Consider the following 16,311-nt stretch of genomic DNA (forward strand, 5'->3'; position numbering starts at 1 on the left):
GGTTTTACCCGGGCAAACCACCCCCGCGGGTGGGGCCACACCGTCACCGGGTTCCCCCCCCCACAGGCGTTTCCGCGTCCGTCCGGCGGGAGGTTGTTGGAGGAACGTTCACGTCCGCGTGACCTGCTGCTTCGCGAGGGCGGGGGAGGTGGCGCGGAGGTGGCGTCCAGGGCCCGGATGCGTGGATTAGTGGTCTATACCAATGCGGTACTGTGGCCAGTGGAGCTGTCAGAAACACGGCTGTGGGGGCCATATGACTGTTCAACAGGTATCTTCTGTTTCCGCTTTGTCTTCTTCCTCTTCCGATTCTCCTGCGCATCTTCCGCAACCGCCGGACGATCAGGAGCTCTACTGGTACTTCGGGCCGCAACGGAGGTGGGTGCTCGTCGCCAGTTCGGCGGCGTTCGTGTTCACGGCCGGGACGATGCTGACCTTCGCGCTGCGGACGCCGGCGCTCTGGGTGTTCCTCGCCGTTCTCGGGCTCAATGTCGTCGCGCTGGCGCTGTCGTCCGTCAACAGCCTGCGCCAGCGGCGGCTCACCCGGCAGTCCCACGAGGTGCTGGTGCACGCGTGGGCGCCGGAGGAACTGCCGACCGTCGATCTGTACCTGCCGACCTGCGGGGAGCCGCTGGACGTCCTGGAGAACGCCTACCGGGCGGTCGCCGCGGTGGACTGGCCCGGTGCGCTGACGGTCTGGGTGCTCGACGACGCGGACCGGCCCGAGGTCGCCGACCTGGCGGCCGCGCACGGGTACCGGTACGTCGTGCGGCCCGACCGGGGGCACCTCAAGAAGGCCGGGAACCTCAACCACGCGCTGACCCTGAGTAGCGCCGAGCTGATCGCCATCCTCGACGCCGACTTCGCGCCCCGGCCGGACTTCCTGCGCCACCTGGTGCCGTACTTCGCGGACCCGCGGATCGGCATCGTGCAGAGCCCGCAGTGCTTCGACACCGACGAGTCGATGACCTGGATCGAGCGCGCCGCCGGTGCCGCGCAGGAGTGGTTCTTCCGCTGGATCCAGCCCTCCCGTGACGCCAGCGACGCCGCCATCTGCTGCGGCAGCAACGCCGTCTACCGGCGCACCGCGATCGACGAGGCCGGCGGCTTCGCCCGGCTCGACCACAGCGAGGACCTCTTCACCGGCCTCGGCCTGTACGCCAAGGGCTACCGCACGCTGTACGTCCCGGTGCTGGTCGCCAAGGGCACCTCGCCGGACAACCTCGCCTCGTACGTCAACCAGCAGTACCGCTGGGCGATGGGCAACCTGCACCTGCTCGGCTCGCCCGAGCTCAAGCGGATCGGCGCGCCCTGGCGGATGCGGCTCTGCTTCTACGAGGGCATCGTCGGCTACCTGACCGCCGCCGTGAACGTCTTCGTCGCGCCGCTGCCGCCGCTGGTGATGATGTTCTTCTACCCGGACCAGATCCGGCCCTGGCACGTCCTGCCGATGCTCGCGCCGCTCTGGCTCTGGCACGTGCTGCTGCCCCGGGTCAGCCGGACCCGCTGGCGGATCGAGGTGGTCCGCTCCAATGTGCTGATGAGCGTCGCCGCCGGTGTCGCGTTCTGGCACACGCTGCGCGGACGCAGCGCCGCCTGGGTGCCGACCGGTGCGGCCGGTGCGGGCGGTGCCGCAGGCGGGGCCGCCCCCGCCGCGCGCGGCAAAGCCCGGTCCGGCGGGATGGCCCGCAAGGTGGTGCTGCTCTCGCTGGCCTGGCTCTGCGCCTCGCTCGGCGTCGGCGCCCTCGGCCTCGGCCTGGCCGTCGCCGCGTACGGCTGGGCGCCCAACTGGGGCCTCGGGCTCTACCTCGCGGTGCAGGCGCAGATCGGCCTGCCGCTGATCCGCGACCTCCTCGGCGAGGTCCGCGGCTCCCGCGCCGAGGGCGCCGCCGCCGGGTCGAAGGCGCCCCGGCCCGGCATGCTGCCCCGCCGCTGGCCCGAGGGGCTGGCCGCCACCGCCACGCTCGTGCTCACCGCTCTTCTCGCCTCCGGCTGGGCCCGCCCGATGCTGCCCTGGCTGGGTTGAAAGGTCGTCGCCACCCATGTCGTCGTCACCGACACCGTCACCGATACCGTCGCCGGTACCGCCTCCGTCCCCGGCCGCCGACCCGGCCGTCCCGGAGCTGCGACCGGACGCCTTCACCATCCCCGTCCAACGGACGGCCACCGGTCCGTCCCGCTCGACCGGCCTGTTCGGCCGCGCCGCCTCCCGGGGTTCCGATGCCCCGGGCCCGGCGCCCCGCGCGGCCGGCTTCCGCCCCGACATCGAGGGCCTGCGCGCGGTCGCCGTGCTCGCCGTCCTCGCGTTCCACGCCGCCGTCCCCGGCCTGGCCGGCGGGTTCGTCGGCGTGGACGTCTTCCTCGTCATCTCCGGCTACCTGATCACCGGCCTGCTGTTGCGCGAGGCCACCACCACCGGCCGGATCCGGCTCGGCGAGTTCTTCTCCCGCCGGGCCCGCCGACTGCTGCCCTCGGCGGCGATCGTGCTCGGCGCGGTGGCGCTGGTCGGCGCCTGGCTGACCGTGCCGCTGCGGCGCGCCGACCTGGAGTACGACGTGCTCGCGGCGGCGTTCTCGGTCGGCAACTGGCGCTTCGTCGCCCAGCAGACCGACTACCTGGCGGCCGGGCGGGACGAGAGCCCGCTGCTGCACTTCTGGTCGCTGGCCGTCGAGGAGCAGTTCTACCTGGTCTGGGGTCCGCTGCTGGCGCTCACCGCCTACCTGGTGCTGCGGGTGCTGCGGCGCGGGCGGGCGGACGGGCGCGGGCGGACGGTGCGGCCGGTCGCGGCCGCGCTCGCCGCCGTGCTGACCGTCGGCTCCTTCGCGCTCTCGCTGCGCTGGACGCACGACTCCGTCTCGCTCGCCTACCTCGGGACGCCCTCCCGGGTCTGGCAGTTCGGGGTCGGCGCGCTGCTCGCCCTGCTGCCCTGGCACCTGCTGCGCGGACCGCGCGTGCTGCGCGTGCTGGTCGGCTGGGGCGGGGCGGCGGCGATCACGGGGTGCGTCCTGGCGTACGACACCGCGACCCCGTACCCGGGCTGGGCGGCGCTCGTCCCCACCCTCGGCACGGCCGCCGTCATCCTGGCGGGCACGCCCGGACGGGACGCGGCCGCCGGTAGCTCCGGCCGCTCCGACCTCTCCGGCTTCGGGGTGGACCGGGTGCTCGGCCTGCGCGTGCCGCGGGCGATCGGCCGGCTCTCGTACAACCTGTACCTGTGGCACTGGCCGGTGCTCGTCCTCGTCGGCGCGAAGTTCGGCCCGCTGGACTGGCCGGTGAAGGTGGCGCTCACCGCCGCCGCCGCCCTGCCCGCCGCCGCCGTGATGCGGTGGGTCGAGCGGCCGCTGCGGCACAGCCGTACCGTCTCCGAACTCCCGCGCCGAGGGCTGTCGTTGGGCCTCGCCTCGGTGGTCATCCCGGTGGTGCTGGCGCTGGTGGTCGGCTCCGGCACGCTGCGGCTGCTCGGGCCGGCGGCGCCGGTCGACCTGCGGGGTCTGCCGCCCGGGGCGGCGGACGGCACCTCGCTGCTGGTGCGCACCGCGGCGGCGGCGACGGGTCCGGCGGTGGTGCCGGACGCCGTCCAGGCCCGCAAGGACTTCCCGCCGGACGGCGAGTGCGAGGTCGCCCCGACCGCGACCACCAGCCCCGACTGCCGCTTCGGCGTCGTCGGCAGCCCGGACCGGATCGTGCTGCTCGGCGACTCGCACGCCGGCCAGTGGTTCTCGGCGCTGCTCGCGATCGCCGCCGAACGGCGCTGGGAGCTGGAGGAGTTGGTCAAGCAGGGTTGCCCGCTTCCGGAACTCACGGTGGTCAACCCGCAGTTGGGTCGCACCTACCGCGAGTGCGACACCTGGCGGGCGAACGCGCTGACCCGGCTGAAGGAGGGCCCCAAGCCCCGGCTGATCGTCGTCTCCGCCCTCAACCGGTACACCGACGACCGTGAACTGCTGCTCCAGGGCTGGGAGAAGACCCTCACCCCGCTGCGCGAGCTCGGTGTCCCGATCGTCTACGTGCGCGACACCCCGATCCCCGGAACGGACGTGCCGGCCTGTGTGTCGGGCCACACCGACGACCCGGCGGCCTGCGAGTTCCCGCGCGACAAGGCGCTGTGGGCGGACCCGCTCGCCGACGAAATCGCGGCCGGCCGGACGCCGGGTGTGCGCGCCGTGTCGGTGAACGACGTCATCTGCCCCGGCAGCGGCCGCAGTTGCCCGGCGGTACTGGAGCGCATCCTGCTCTACCGCGACGACGCGCACCTCACCAACGTCGCCACCGTCGTCCTCACACCGCGCCTGGAACGGCTGTTGACCGACTCCGGCGCCCTGCCGTCCAAGGCCGCCTCGGCGGCCCCGGCCGCCGCGCCCGCCGTGCCCGGTGCGCCGCCGCCGCTCACGGCGGACGGCTGGACGCAGCTGCTGCGCGACGACTTCGACGGCCCGGCCGGCAGCCGCCCGTCGGAGGCCGACTGGCAGTACGACCTGGGCACCTGCTACCCGGGCTGCCCGGCGGCGCAGTGGGGGACGGGCGAGGTCGAGACCATGACCGACTCGACGGCGAACGTCCGGCTCGACGGCCGGGGCGCGCTGGAGATCGTGCCCACCCGGGACGCGAACGGGCAGTGGTCGTCGGGGCGGATCGAGTCCCGTCGCGCCGACTTCGCCCCGCCGCCCGGCGGCGTGCTGCGGATCGAGGCCGGGATCGCCCTGCCCGACGTCACCGGCCCGGCCGCCTCCGGGTACTGGCCCGCCTTCTGGACCCTCGGCGGCGAGCTGCGCAACGGCTACACCGGCTGGCCGGCCATCGGCGAGCTGGACGTCATGGAGCAGGTCAACGGCCGGGACGCGGTGTTCGGCACGATGCACTGCGGCGTCCTCGACGGCGGCCCCTGCCAGGAGCCCCGCGGCCTGACCTCCGGCGACCGGCCCTGCGGCGCCGAGTGCCGCACCGGCGTCCACCGCTACGCGGTCGAGGTCGACCTGAGGCCGGGCGCCGAGGAGGTCCGCTGGTACCTCGACGGCCGGGAGCACCACCGGGTGCGGGCCTCGCAGATGGACCGCGCGACCTGGGACCGGGCCGTCAACCACGGCCTGTTCCTGATCCTCAACGTCGCCGTCGGCGGCAACCTGCCGACCGCCTTCGGCGGCGCCGTCACCCCGGCCACCGAACCCGGCCACCCGATGCGGGTCGACTACGTCTCCGTCGCCACGAAGCCGTAGCCGCCGACCCGTCGGGAAACACCGGCCGCCGCCCGCCCCGCAGGTCGCGGTGTCGACCAGGGCCTGGAAGGTGACGCCGGTGGCCTCGGTCAGGTGGTACGGGTTCACCGACACGACGACCTGGCGTCGCCCGTCACCAGTGTGCCGTACCCGGGGATGCCGCCGGTGAGGCCCCAGAACTCGCCGCACGCGGTGGGGTAGCGGCTCAGCCCGAGGCCGTAGGTGGCGCCGTGACCGGTGTCGACCTGCTGCTTCATGGCGGTGAGTTCCGCCGGACGCAGCAGCCGGCCGCCGAGCAGCGCGGCGTTGAAGCGGGCCAGGTCCCGGGTGGACGAGATGCCCGCGCCGGCCGGGCCGAACGCCGACGGGTTCAGGAGGGTGACGTCCGCCGGGCCGCCGGGCCGCTCGACGTAGCCGTGCGCGTGCGGCCCGGGGACGTCCGGCGAGGTGAGCGGCATCGAGGTGTCGTGCAGGCCGAGCGGCCGGATGATCCGGCGCTCGATCTCCTCGTCCCAGGTGCGCCCCGTGACGCGCTCGGTGATCATCCCGAGCAGGACGTAGTTGGTGTTGGAGTAGTGCCAGCCGGCGCCGGGGGCGTCGTACGGCGGGTGCGCGGTGGCGATCCGCACGAGGTCCAGCGGCCGGTAGGTCGTCCAGCGGCCGACCGCCAGCCAGCGGTCCAGGGCCTCCTCGCCCTGGGTGTCGAACCGCGGGTCGTCGGTGAAGTTGTGGATCCCGCTGGTGTGGTTCAGCAGTTGGCGCACCGTGATCGCGGCGCCGTTCGGCACGAGGCCGGGCAGGTGGCGGTCGATCGGGTCGTCCAGGCCGATCCGGCGCTCGCCGACGAGTTGGAGCACGACCGTGGCGGCGAAGGTCTTGGTGACGCTGCCGATCCGGAACCGGGCGCCGTCCGGCACCGGTGCGCCGGTCGCCAGATCGGCCACCCCGGCCGTCCCCCGCCAGGCGGTGCGGCCGTCCTGCCGGACCTCGGCGAGCACCGCGGACGAGCCGCCCTCCCCGACCACGGCCCGCAGCGCCCGGTGCAGCGCCACCGGGTCGGCGGCCGGGTCGGCGGCCGCCGAGGCGGTGGGCGTCAGTGCCGCCAGCAGCCCCGCGCCGGCCAGGGCGACGGCGGCCGCGCGGCCGCCGAGCCGTCGTGCGGCGCGGCGTGCGGCGGGGCGGTTCGGTACGGCGGTGCCGGTGGCGGTGGCGGTCATCTCGGTCCCTCCCGATGGCGGCCGGACGTCTTCCGGCTGCCTCCAGCCTGCTCGCCGCCTGAGGCCGGGGCCTCCGCCCGAGGTCGTGACCGTCTCCCCCCGTGGAGCCAACCGCTCCCCTCCGGGGGGAGGAGCGCGGACCGGTCAGGACGCCGTGTCGGCCGGGAAGGGCACGGGGTGGGCCTCGGCGAAGTCGGCCGAGCGGGCGACCTCGTGCCCTTCTGAGCCGGGGCGCCCCCGCCCACGGGCGCACGGCGCGCGCTCACCGGATCGGGTGATGGATCGCGGGCCGATCCCCGGTTCGGCGGACCGGGGCGGCGGCGGTGTGTATAGGTGGCAGCCGGAGCACGCCGAGGGAAGGGAACACCCCATGACGCAGTCACCCGCCAGGCCCGCGCAGAGTGTCGACGAGGTCATCGCGCGGATGCGGGCGATCAAGGCGCGGCTGGACCCGCGGGACGGGGTCGCCTGCTTCAACCGGATGTACCTGCGGGTCACGGAGCTGGTGGGGGAGCGGCTCACGGCCGGGTACTTCCAGGACCAGGTGTTCATCGAGCGGCTCGACGTGGTGTTCGCGAACCTGTACTTCGACGCGGTCGAGGCCGGCGAGGCGGGGCGGGCGGTGAACGAGGCGTGGAAGCCGCTGTTCGACGCGCGCGGCCGCCGGAAGGTGTGGCCGGTCCAGTTCGCGTTCGCGGGGATGAACGCGCACATCAACCACGACCTCGCGCTCGCCGTCGTCGGGACCTGCATCGAGCGGCGGACCACGCCCGACACGCCGCCGGTGCACGCCGACTACCTCAAGGTGAACGAGCTGCTCGCGCAGGTGGAGGCGGAGGTGCGGGCGTCGTTCGAGGCGCAGATCGTCAAGGTCGCCACCGAGGAGGCCGAGCCGCTGAAGCACATCGTCGCCAGCTTCTCGATCGCCCGGGCCCGGGACGCCGCCTGGGCGACCACCCAGACGCTCTGGCACCAGCGCAACATCCGGCCGATGTACGACGCGACGCTCGCCGCCGTCACCGCGAGCACCGCGCTGGCGGGGGAGATGCTGGTGACGCCCGTGCTGCCGCCGGTGGAGCAGCCGGACGGGGACACGCCCTGACCCACGACCGGCGGAGTCCGGCGCGCGGGTCGCGCGGGGGCGGGGTGCACTGGTGGGTGACCAGCCGTGCTGCGAAAGGCCGCCGATGTCCTCCTCGCCCCCCGCCCGGTACGCCGACCTGAGCGCCGTGGTGATCAACTGCACGCTCAAGCGGTCGCCCGAGCGGAGCCACACCCAGGGGCTGATCGAGGTGAGCACCGGGATCATGGAGCGCCAGGGCGTGCGGGTCGAGGTGGTCCGCGCGGTGGACCACGACATCGCCACCGGGGTCTGGCCGGACATGACCGAGCACGGCTGGGAGACGGACGAGTGGCCGGTGCTCTACAGCCAGGTGATGGCGGCCGACATCCTGCTCCTGGCCGGGCCGATCTGGCTCGGTGACAACTCCTCGGTGATGAAGCGGGTGATCGAGCGGCTCTACTCCTGCTCCTCGGTCCTCAACGAGCGCGGGCAGTACGCCTACTACGGCCGGGTCGGTGGCTGTCTGATCACCGGGAACGAGGACGGCGCCAAGCACTGCGCGATGAACGTGCTCTACAGCCTCCAGCACCTCGGCTACACCGTCCCGCCGCAGGCGGACGCGGGATGGGTGGGGGAGGCCGGCCCGGGGCCCTCGTACCTGGACGCGGGGTCGGGCGGGCCGGAGAACGACTTCACCAACCGCAACGCCACCTTCCTGACCTGGAACCTGCTGCACCTCGCCCGGATGCTCAAGGACGCGGGCGGCATCCCGGCGTACGGCAACCAGCGCTCCGAGTGGGACGCCGGCTGCCGCTTCGACTTCGAGAACCCCGAGCACCGCTGAGACCGGGGGTCTTTCGGCGGGGCCGTCAGGTGCGGTCGGCGGGCGGGTGGATCACCCCGGCCAGTTCCTCGGCGAGGGGGGCCAGGTCGGGCAGGCGGCGGGCGAGGTTGCGCAGGTGGATGGCGAAGGCCTCGCACTGGAGCGGGGTCGAGCCCTTGACGATGACCGGTGCGAGCCGGCGGGCGAGGTCGGCGTCGTCGGACGCGATGAGGATCACGAGGAGGAACTGCGGGCCGGAGGGGGTCTCCGCCACGCCGCGGTTGCAGCCGATGATGGCGTCCAGGGCGTCGATGTCCGAGGCTTCGAGCGCCTGCAGGGCCTGGTCCCGGGCGGCCTCCGCGTCGGTGACGACCTCGTACACCGTGTCGAGGGGCACTCTCCCGGCCAGGCGGAGGACGGCGAAGTGCTGCTGGCTGTCCGGGTCCTCCCCGGAGGCGAGGACCGAGCTGACGTAGGGGTCGTGCAGCTGGTCCCAATGGGAGGCGTGGAAGGCCTGGTCGGCGGACCAGTCGGGCGTGTCCAGCCAGGACTGCAGGAGGGTGACCGCCTCGTGGTGCCGGCGACCCGCGTCGATCACGTCCGTGAGGCCGTGGGCGTCGATCGTGTCGAGCGTCTCGACGAGGTCGGTCAGCAGGCCCTCCAGGGGGGAGAGCTCCGCGAACAGTCGCAGCTGCTCGCGGCCCTCGGGCCCCGTCAGCCTGCCCGCGTGGGCGCGCAGGAACTCCTCCTCGTCGGGCCAGCCGGAGCGGGTCGCCCAGGCGCTGATCAGCCCCGCGGTGTCCGGGGCGAAGGGGGCGGTCGCCCAGCCGGGCAGGGTCTCGTCGCGGATCTCCAGGTCCACGGCCACCTGCCGGACCAGTTTCCGTGCGCGGGAGCGGAGTTCGAGGTCCTCGGACTCGGCGCCGGCCGCGGCGGAGCGCAGGAGTGCCACGGCCCGCTCGCGGTCCCCGCGCAGGGCGGTGCCGTGGGCGTACCAGGCGTTCAGTTCCGCCTGCGCCAGGGGGTCGCCGCTCAGCGCCGCAGCGGCCGACGACCACGCCGTGTGGAACGGGCCGTCCTCGGTCTGCTGCTTGGAGAAGTTCTTGAGCGCCTTGCCGAGGCCGTCGAGGTGGACCGCGGGATCGGCCCGGGCGAGGACGGTGTAGTGGGCGACCGCCTCACCGGCGGACGCGAGCGCCCCGCTCCGGTCGCCCGCCGCCGACTGCCGGGCGGCGAGGTTGTTCAGGGCCGAGGCGAGCCCGGGGAGGTACGTCCCGGGGGCGAGCCCGAACAGGTGGCGCGTGAGCTCCACGGCCTCGCCCATGGTCTCCAGCGCGCCGGTCGGATTCCCCGTCTGGGACTGGACGGTGGCGAGGGTGCCGAGCGTGGTGGCGAGCCGGTCGAGGTGGCGGCCGGGGTCGGTTTCGGCCAGTCGGCGGAAGTGCCCGGCGGCCTCGGTGATCGCGGCCAGCGCGCCGTCCTGGTCCCCGGCGTCCAGCCGCGGCCAGGAGAGCGTGTGCAGGGCGGTGGCCAGGCCGAACAGGTGATCGTCGGGGTCGGTTCCGGCGAGGCCGCGGAGGAGCTCGACAGCCTCGGCGGCGGCCTCCAGCGCGGCGGCGTGGTCCTCCTGCTCCAGCTCCCTGTTGGCGAGGTTGTTGAGCGCCGCCGCGAGGGGCGGGAGGTGCGTTCCGGGGTCGGTCTCCGCGAGGCCGCGGCGGATCCTGACGGCCTCCGCGGCGGCGTTGCGTGCGGCGATCCGGTTGCCGGTCTCCGCCAGCAGGTCGGAGATCGCGTGGAACGTCCTGGCCAGGTCGGCCTGGTGGGGGGCCGGGTCGCTCTCGGCGAGGCTCATACGGATGGTGAGCGCTTCGGACACGGACTCCAGCGCCCCGTCCGCGTCGCCCGCCCGGGACTGCTGCTCGGAGCAGTCGTACAGGGCGGCGGCGAGCGCGGACGTGTACCCGGCGGGGTCGACCTGGGCGAGGGCGCGGCGGACGAGGACTCCCTCCCGGGCGGCCTCCAGCGCGCCGTCCGGGTCGCCGACGGCGGCGCGCCGATCGGCGAGGCCCAGCAGGCTCGTGGCGAGGGCGGGATAGAAGCCGTCCTCGTTCTCGGCGAGCTCGCGGCGGATGCCGACGGCCTCGGTGACCGAGTCGAGCGCCTGCGCGTTCGCTCCGGCGGCGGCCTGGCTGATCGACAGGTTGTGGAGGGCGGTCGCGAGATCGGGGAGGTGGGCGGCGCGGGCGGTCCGGGCGAGGCGGCGGTAGTGGCCGACGGCCTCGGTGAGGGAGTCGAGCGCCTCGGCGGTCCGCTTCAGGTCCGCCTGCTGGCCGGCGAGGTTGATCAGGCCGTTGGCGAGGTCGTGGAGGTAGGCGGCGGGCTCGTCGGCGGCCAGGGCCCGGAAGTGGGCGACGGCCTCGGTGATGGTGCCGAAGGCCTCGCCCGGCTGCCCCGAGGCGGCCTGCATGATGGCGAGGTTGTTCAGCCCCTTGGCGAGCCTGGGGAGGACCGCGGCGGGGGTGTCGACCGCGAGGGCGCGGTAGTGGGCGACGGCCTCGGCGGCCGCCGCCAGCGCACCGGGTACGTCCCCCGCGTCCTCCTTGTGGCTGGAGAGGTTGACCAGGGAGTCGGCGAGGTCGGACCGGAAGACACCCGGGTTGAGGTCGGCCAGCCGGCGGTGGAGGGCCACGGCCTCGGTGATGGACCGCAGGGCGTCGCTCCGGTCCCCGGCACCCGCCTGCTGGACCGAGAGGTTGCTCAGCGCGCTGGCCAGCTCGTGGCGGTACGCGGTCGGGTCGGCCGCGGTGAGCTCCCGGAAGTGCGCGACGGCCTCGGTGACGGACTCCAGAAAGCCGGCCCGGTCGCCCGTGGCGAGCTGGTGCACGCCGAGGTTGTTGACCGCCATGGCGAGGTGGTGGAGGAACGCGGCGCGGTCGGTCCTCGCGAGTTCGCGGAGGAGGTCGACGGCCTCGGCGGCGGAGGCGAGCGCGCCGGCCCGGTCCCCCGTGTGGTTCTGCTCGGCGGAGAGGCCGTTCAGCGCGCTCGCCAGATCGGGCCGGAAGACCGCGGGGAGGACCTGGGCGAGGCGGCGGTAGTGGGAGGCCGCCTCGCGGGCGGAGGCGAGCGCGCCGGCCCGGTCCCCGGCCCGGCTCCGGAGGTTGGCGAGGGTGCCGAGGGCGTTGGCGAGCCCGGGGAGGTGGACGAGGGGGTCCGCGCCGGCGAGTCGGCGGTGGAGGTCGACGGCCCCGGTCGTCGCGCGCAGGGCTTCCCCCACGTTCCCGAGGTTGGCGTGGCGGTGGCCCAACCGGTCCAGGAGACGGGCCGACCGCGCCGGGTCGGCGGCCGACTCCGCGTGGAGCCGGGCGAATCGCCGCTGCTCCGCCTTCAGCCCGAGGCGGGGGAGTCCGGTGGCGCCGAAGGGGATGCCCTCGGCGAGTTCGTCGAGCCATTCGGCCTCCGGTGCCGTGTCGACGAGCCGGTCGAGGGCGTCCAGTGCGGCGCCGCCCTGCTCCGAGGCCACGGCCAGCACCGGCCGCCAGTGCGGCCCGCCGGCGCCGGCGGCGGCCCACCGGGTCATCATGTCCGCCGCGGCGTCCCGGTCGGTCCAGGCCGCGCGGTTCAGCTGCCGGAGCGCGTTGGTGGCGCGGTCGTCGTCGAGACCGGTGAGCACCGCCGGGAGCAGGCCCGCGTCCTGCCGCAGGGTGCGCAGCACCAGGTGGTCGGCGATCGGGTCGGGGCGCAGGGCGAGCGGTTCACCGGGCGCCGGGCTCAGGCAGGTGGTGAGGGTGACGCGGACCCGCTCGGCCCACTGCGCGTCGCGCGCGAGCTCCCTGACCGTGCACAGGGCCTCGAACGCCTCCTCCGGGTCGACCGGGGTGCGGAGGGTGAGGCAGGTGGTCGCGCGGTTCAGGACCCTGACGTCGACGCCGTCGACGGGGGCGCCCGCCGCGTGGACCTGCTTCCAGTAGGAGTGCTCGTGCTCCAGGATCTCGTCGTAGAGCTCGGCCCGCGTGGTCGGCAGCCGCTCCCGGTCCGGCGTGCGGGCGGCGAGGAAGGCGAGCAGCAGCCGGTCCAGGGTGGTCCAGTCACGCGGGGCGGCGTCGGCGGCCCGGTCCAGGCCGATCGCGTCGCCGCTGCTCCGGAAGGCGTCGAAGGCCCGGCGGGCCAGGGTGCCGCCGTCGGGGTGCTCGGCCGGCAGGTGCACGTCCCGTTCGCGGCACAGCAGACCGTCCTTGTTCCAGGCCCTGCGGAGGTCCGACAGCCACTGCCCGTCGGTGGAGCGGGCGGTCATCAGCACCACGGCCGGTGCCGCGCCGCGTTCGGCCCGCCGCCGCAGGACGCCGAACAGCCTCCGGGCCTCCGGCCCGCGGGCGTCGGCGTAGTCGAGGACGACGAGCGTGGGCGAGGTGACCACGCCCAGCCAGTCCGGACCGGACGACTCGGTGCGGAGGTAGCCCGCGTACCAGCCGTGGTCGCGGGCGAGCCGGTGGGCGACCTCCCGGGCCAGCCGGGTCTTGCCCGCGCCGCCGACGCCGTGGAGGACGGCGATCCCGGTGTACGGGCCGTCGGCGACCGCGAGGCACCAGTCGAGGAGCACGGTCAGTTCGTCGCGGGCCTGGAACGGCACCACCTGGTACTCCGGCCACAGCATCTGCAGCGGCCGGTGGACCTCCGGGACGAGCGGGAGGTACGGCGGCTGCAGCGGGTCGTGGGCGGGCGGGACGGCCGGGGTGTGGGTGTCCCGGGAGCGCCAGAGCCGGCCGATGTCGACCGCGAGCCGCCAGGACCAGCCCTCGGCGTACCGGCTTCCGGCGCGGACGGCCGCGTCGAAGGAGGCGTCGGTGCCCGTGATCGGTGAGGTGGGCAGGGCCCGGGCCACGCCCACGGGGTCGAGCACGATGAGCGGGCGGGCCGGCCCCGCCACGTCGGACTGCACGAGGTCGTCCCAGTCGGCGGGCGCTTCGTGCCACACGTCGGCGTCCGGCGGCGCGGGCTCGTCCGGGTCGTCGCCGTCCGGGTCGTCGACCCGGACGGCGAGCAACGCGTGGGCGGGGCCTCCGGGTTCGGGGGAGTCGACGAGGAGCACGTAGGGGTGCAGCCCGGCGTGCAGACAGGCCGCGGCGAGGGTGAGGGCGAGGTCCAGACAGGTGGCGTGCCGGGGGCTCCAGAGGATCTCGGCGGGCTCCCGGATCACCTGCCGGGCGGGGTCGTCGCCGGGGGCCTCGTACGCGTAGGTGATCTCCGCGGCGGCCAGGGCCTCGTACACGGCCCGGGCCTGGGCGATGCGGCTGCCGCCCGCCGGTCCGGGGAGCCGGACGAGGGCGGCGACGTCGTCGGGGCGCACGTACTTGGCGAGCGCGACCGCTTCGCCCTGCTGCGACCACCGGGGCCAGGCGCTCACCGGATCACCACCGCGTCCCTGAGGGCTTCCCCCGAGCGCCTGCCCGTTCCCGGACGTTCGATCCCCCTGCCGTCGCACCCCGGCCGTGCGGATGCGACATGTCTGTGCGTCAAGGCGTTCTCCGCTCTGCTCGGTGCCCCTGGCCAACCCCCCTGGCTGGAGCGGCACCGCCGGCACCCATGGTGCGGCACCGGGGCGCGGCGACACGGTGCTTCCGCTGCGTGGTGGCCGAGTTGAGACATTGCCGACGCCCGGGCGGTGGCCCGGGCCGCGGTGGTTCGAACCCAGGGTCGGACGGATCTTCGGTGAGGGGGCGGCTCCGGCGCGGGGGAGGGCGTGCGGGCGGGGGCGACGCGCCCCCGTGCGCTGCACGGGATCGGGGCCGGAGTGCGCAGCGGGGCGGGCGCCCGGGTATCGGGAGGGCGGTACCGGGTGGTCATGGGAGGGCCGATGAGTGAGCAGGAAGCACCGCCGATCTCGATCTTCTACCGTCGCGACGGGCTCGACCCGGGCGCGGCGCTGGGGGAGGCCCAGCGGGGGGACCCGGTGCGGCGGGTGCGGGACTTCTGGCTGCACCGGGTCGGTGAGTACTGGCTCGTCACCCGGCACGCCGATGTCCGGCGGGTGCTGGCCGACCAGGAGACCTTCGCGATGTACGACGCGGAGCGCGCGCCGGTCCTGCCGAACGAGCTCCTCAACATGGACCCGCCGGAGCACACCCGGCTGCGCCACGTCCTGACGCCGGAGTTCACCGGGAAGCGGATCCGCGCGCTGGAGCCGGTGATCCGTTCCCGGGTCGGCGAGCTGATCGACGCGATGGAGGCGCGCGGTGCCGCGGCGGACCTGATGGCGGACTTCGCCCTGCCGCTGCCGCTCGGGGTGATCTGCGCGCTGCTCGGCGTCCCCGATCCCGATCAGGGGGAGTTCCACCGCTGGTCGCGGACCACGCTGGATCTCGGGCTGCCGATGGAGGAGCGGCTCGCGGCCGGCCGGGAGTCGCGCGCGTACACGGCCTCCCTGGTGGCGGAGAAGCGGCGCAGCCCGGACGACGGGATGATCGGCATGCTCGTCCGGGAGCACGGCGACGCGGTGTCGGACGCCGAACTGGTCGGTGTCTGCGAGCTGTTGCTGCTGGCCGGCCACGTCACGGTGTCCAACACGATCGGCCTGGGCGTGCTCGCCCTGCTGGCGCACCCGGAGCAGGTCGACCGGTTGCGCGGCGCCACCGGGGCCGATCCGGTGATCGACACCGCCGTCGAGGAGCTGCTGCGGTACCTGTCCGTGTCCAGCACCGCGCTGGCCCGGACCGCGCGGCGCGACACCGTGCTCGGCGGCGTGCCGATCAGGGCCGGTGACCAGGTGGTCTGCCAACTGCCGGTGGCCAACCGCGACCCGGTGCTCGGCGCCGGGATGGACCGCCTCGACATCGGGCGCAAGCCCGTGTCGCACGTGGCGTTCGGGCACGGCCCGCACCACTGCCTCGGCGCGCCGCTGGCCCGCGCCGAGCTGCGGATCGCGCTGCCCGCGCTGCTGCGGCGGCTGCCCGGCCTCGCGCTCGCGTGCCCCGCCGACGAGGTGCCCTACCGCGTGAACAACGAGGTCTACGGCCTGCACGCCCTGCCGGTCACCTGGTGACCGGCTGATCCTGGACCGGCCGGCCCCGGACCGGGTGCTCCTCGCACGGGTACGGCAGCAGGACGGCCCCCGGGGGGTCGCCGGCCCGGGAGACGGCGAGGCAGCGGTGGGGGGCGGGCGCCGGGCGCAGGTTCAGGCCCACCAGCACCCCGGCCACCAGCAGCAGCCCGGCCAGGGCGGCCGCCGTGCCCGTCCCGACCCTGCCGGCCGTCCCGACTCTCCCGCCCGTCCCGACCCTGCCGGCCGTCCGGCAGGGTCGGGCAGCGGCAGCGGCAGCGGCAGCGGCGGGGGCGGGGCGGTCGGCGGGCGCCCCGGGCTCCGGCTGCCTGATCCGCCGCACCTCGGCGAGGCAGCGCGTCGCCTCCCGCAGCCGGGCCCGCCGCAGCTCCTCCGCGCCCGCGCCGTCCGGCCCCGGTGCTCCGGGGGCCGCGGCGCCCCCGGGAACGGCGCCCAGCTCGCCCCGCAGCTCACCCACGATCGCCACCAGGACGCGGACCAGCTCCGCCGACTCCGCCGCGCCCGCCTCGGCCAGCCGCTGCGCCTGCCGGGCCCGGTCCAGTGCCTGCTGGGCGGCCGATCGCCCCGCCGCGGGTGAGCCCGGACCCCGGGCGGCCCGGGCGGCCTGTTCGTGGAGCCGGCCGGCGCGCGCCAGCAGCGCCGCCCGGGCCCGCGGGTCCTCCAGGCGGTCGTGGACCAGCCGGCGGAGCAGGTGCCAGGGGATGTCCTTCTCCGCGGAGCGGTACTCGCTCCAACTGGTCTTGCCGGCCGGGTACCGCTGGGCGAGTTCGCGGACGGTGAGTCCGGTGGTCACCTCCCGCACGAACCGGGCCAGGGCGTCGGCCTGTTCGGTCTCCCCCTTGAGCCGCCCCTGCGGGCGTCCGGCGCTCCCCACTCCCTGCCCCCTGCCGTGTCCGCGGCCAAACCGGATTGTCCGCCGCCCACCTGGGCCGCGACCGCGTTTT

General features: G+C 75.1%; 8 protein-coding genes. 5 read left to right on the forward strand and 3 right to left on the reverse strand.

Annotated elements, in window-relative coordinates:
• Positions 1 to 424: 424 nt before the first annotated feature.
• Both ACFC0B_RS38820 and ACFC0B_RS38825 read left to right on the forward strand, forming a co-directional pair.
• Positions 425 to 2,023, forward strand: coding sequence for a glycosyltransferase family 2 protein (locus ACFC0B_RS38820; RefSeq protein ID WP_376097677.1), 1,599 nt, complete (start codon positions 425 to 427; stop codon positions 2,021 to 2,023).
• A gap of 16 nt (positions 2,024 to 2,039) precedes the next feature.
• Positions 2,040 to 5,210, forward strand: coding sequence for an acyltransferase family protein (locus ACFC0B_RS38825; protein WP_376097577.1), 3,171 nt, complete (start codon positions 2,040 to 2,042; stop codon positions 5,208 to 5,210).
• A gap of 104 nt (positions 5,211 to 5,314) precedes the next feature.
• Here the strand turns inward: ACFC0B_RS38825 and ACFC0B_RS38830 are convergent, their stop codons facing one another.
• Positions 5,315 to 6,427, reverse strand: coding sequence for a serine hydrolase domain-containing protein (locus ACFC0B_RS38830; protein ID WP_376097580.1), 1,113 nt, complete (start codon positions 6,425 to 6,427; stop codon positions 5,315 to 5,317).
• Positions 6,428 to 6,797: 370 nt separating this feature from the next.
• On the opposite strand from ACFC0B_RS38830, the gene ACFC0B_RS38835 reads away from it, so the two are divergent.
• Positions 6,798 to 7,529, forward strand: coding sequence for a DUF5995 family protein (locus ACFC0B_RS38835; RefSeq protein ID WP_376097583.1), 732 nt, complete (start codon positions 6,798 to 6,800; stop codon positions 7,527 to 7,529).
• An 85-nt stretch (positions 7,530 to 7,614) separates the two neighbouring features.
• Positions 7,615 to 8,334, forward strand: a complete 720-nt coding sequence (locus tag ACFC0B_RS38840) for a flavodoxin family protein (protein ID WP_376097586.1) — start codon at positions 7,615 to 7,617, stop codon at positions 8,332 to 8,334.
• A gap of 25 nt (positions 8,335 to 8,359) precedes the next feature.
• Here ACFC0B_RS38840 and ACFC0B_RS38845 read toward each other — a convergent pair whose 3' ends face one another.
• Entirely contained in the window at positions 8,360 to 13,714 is a 5,355-nt protein-coding gene (locus ACFC0B_RS38845) for a hypothetical protein (protein ID WP_376097589.1), read from the reverse strand.
• Positions 13,715 to 14,164: 450 nt separating this feature from the next.
• Between ACFC0B_RS38845 and ACFC0B_RS38850 the strand changes: the two genes are divergently transcribed.
• A complete protein-coding gene (locus ACFC0B_RS38850) occupies positions 14,165 to 15,349 on the forward strand; it encodes a cytochrome P450 (RefSeq protein WP_376097592.1) in 1,185 nt (394 codons plus the stop codon).
• Here ACFC0B_RS38850 and ACFC0B_RS38855 read toward each other — a convergent pair.
• Positions 15,339 to 16,241, reverse strand: a complete 903-nt coding sequence (locus ACFC0B_RS38855) for a hypothetical protein (protein WP_376097595.1) — start codon at positions 16,239 to 16,241, stop codon at positions 15,339 to 15,341. The genes ACFC0B_RS38850 and ACFC0B_RS38855 overlap by 11 nt on opposite strands.
• Positions 16,242 to 16,311: the final 70 nt, after the last annotated feature.

The organism is Kitasatospora sp. NPDC056184, from assembly GCF_042268405.1.
GTDB lineage: Bacteria > Actinomycetota > Actinomycetes > Streptomycetales > Streptomycetaceae > Kitasatospora.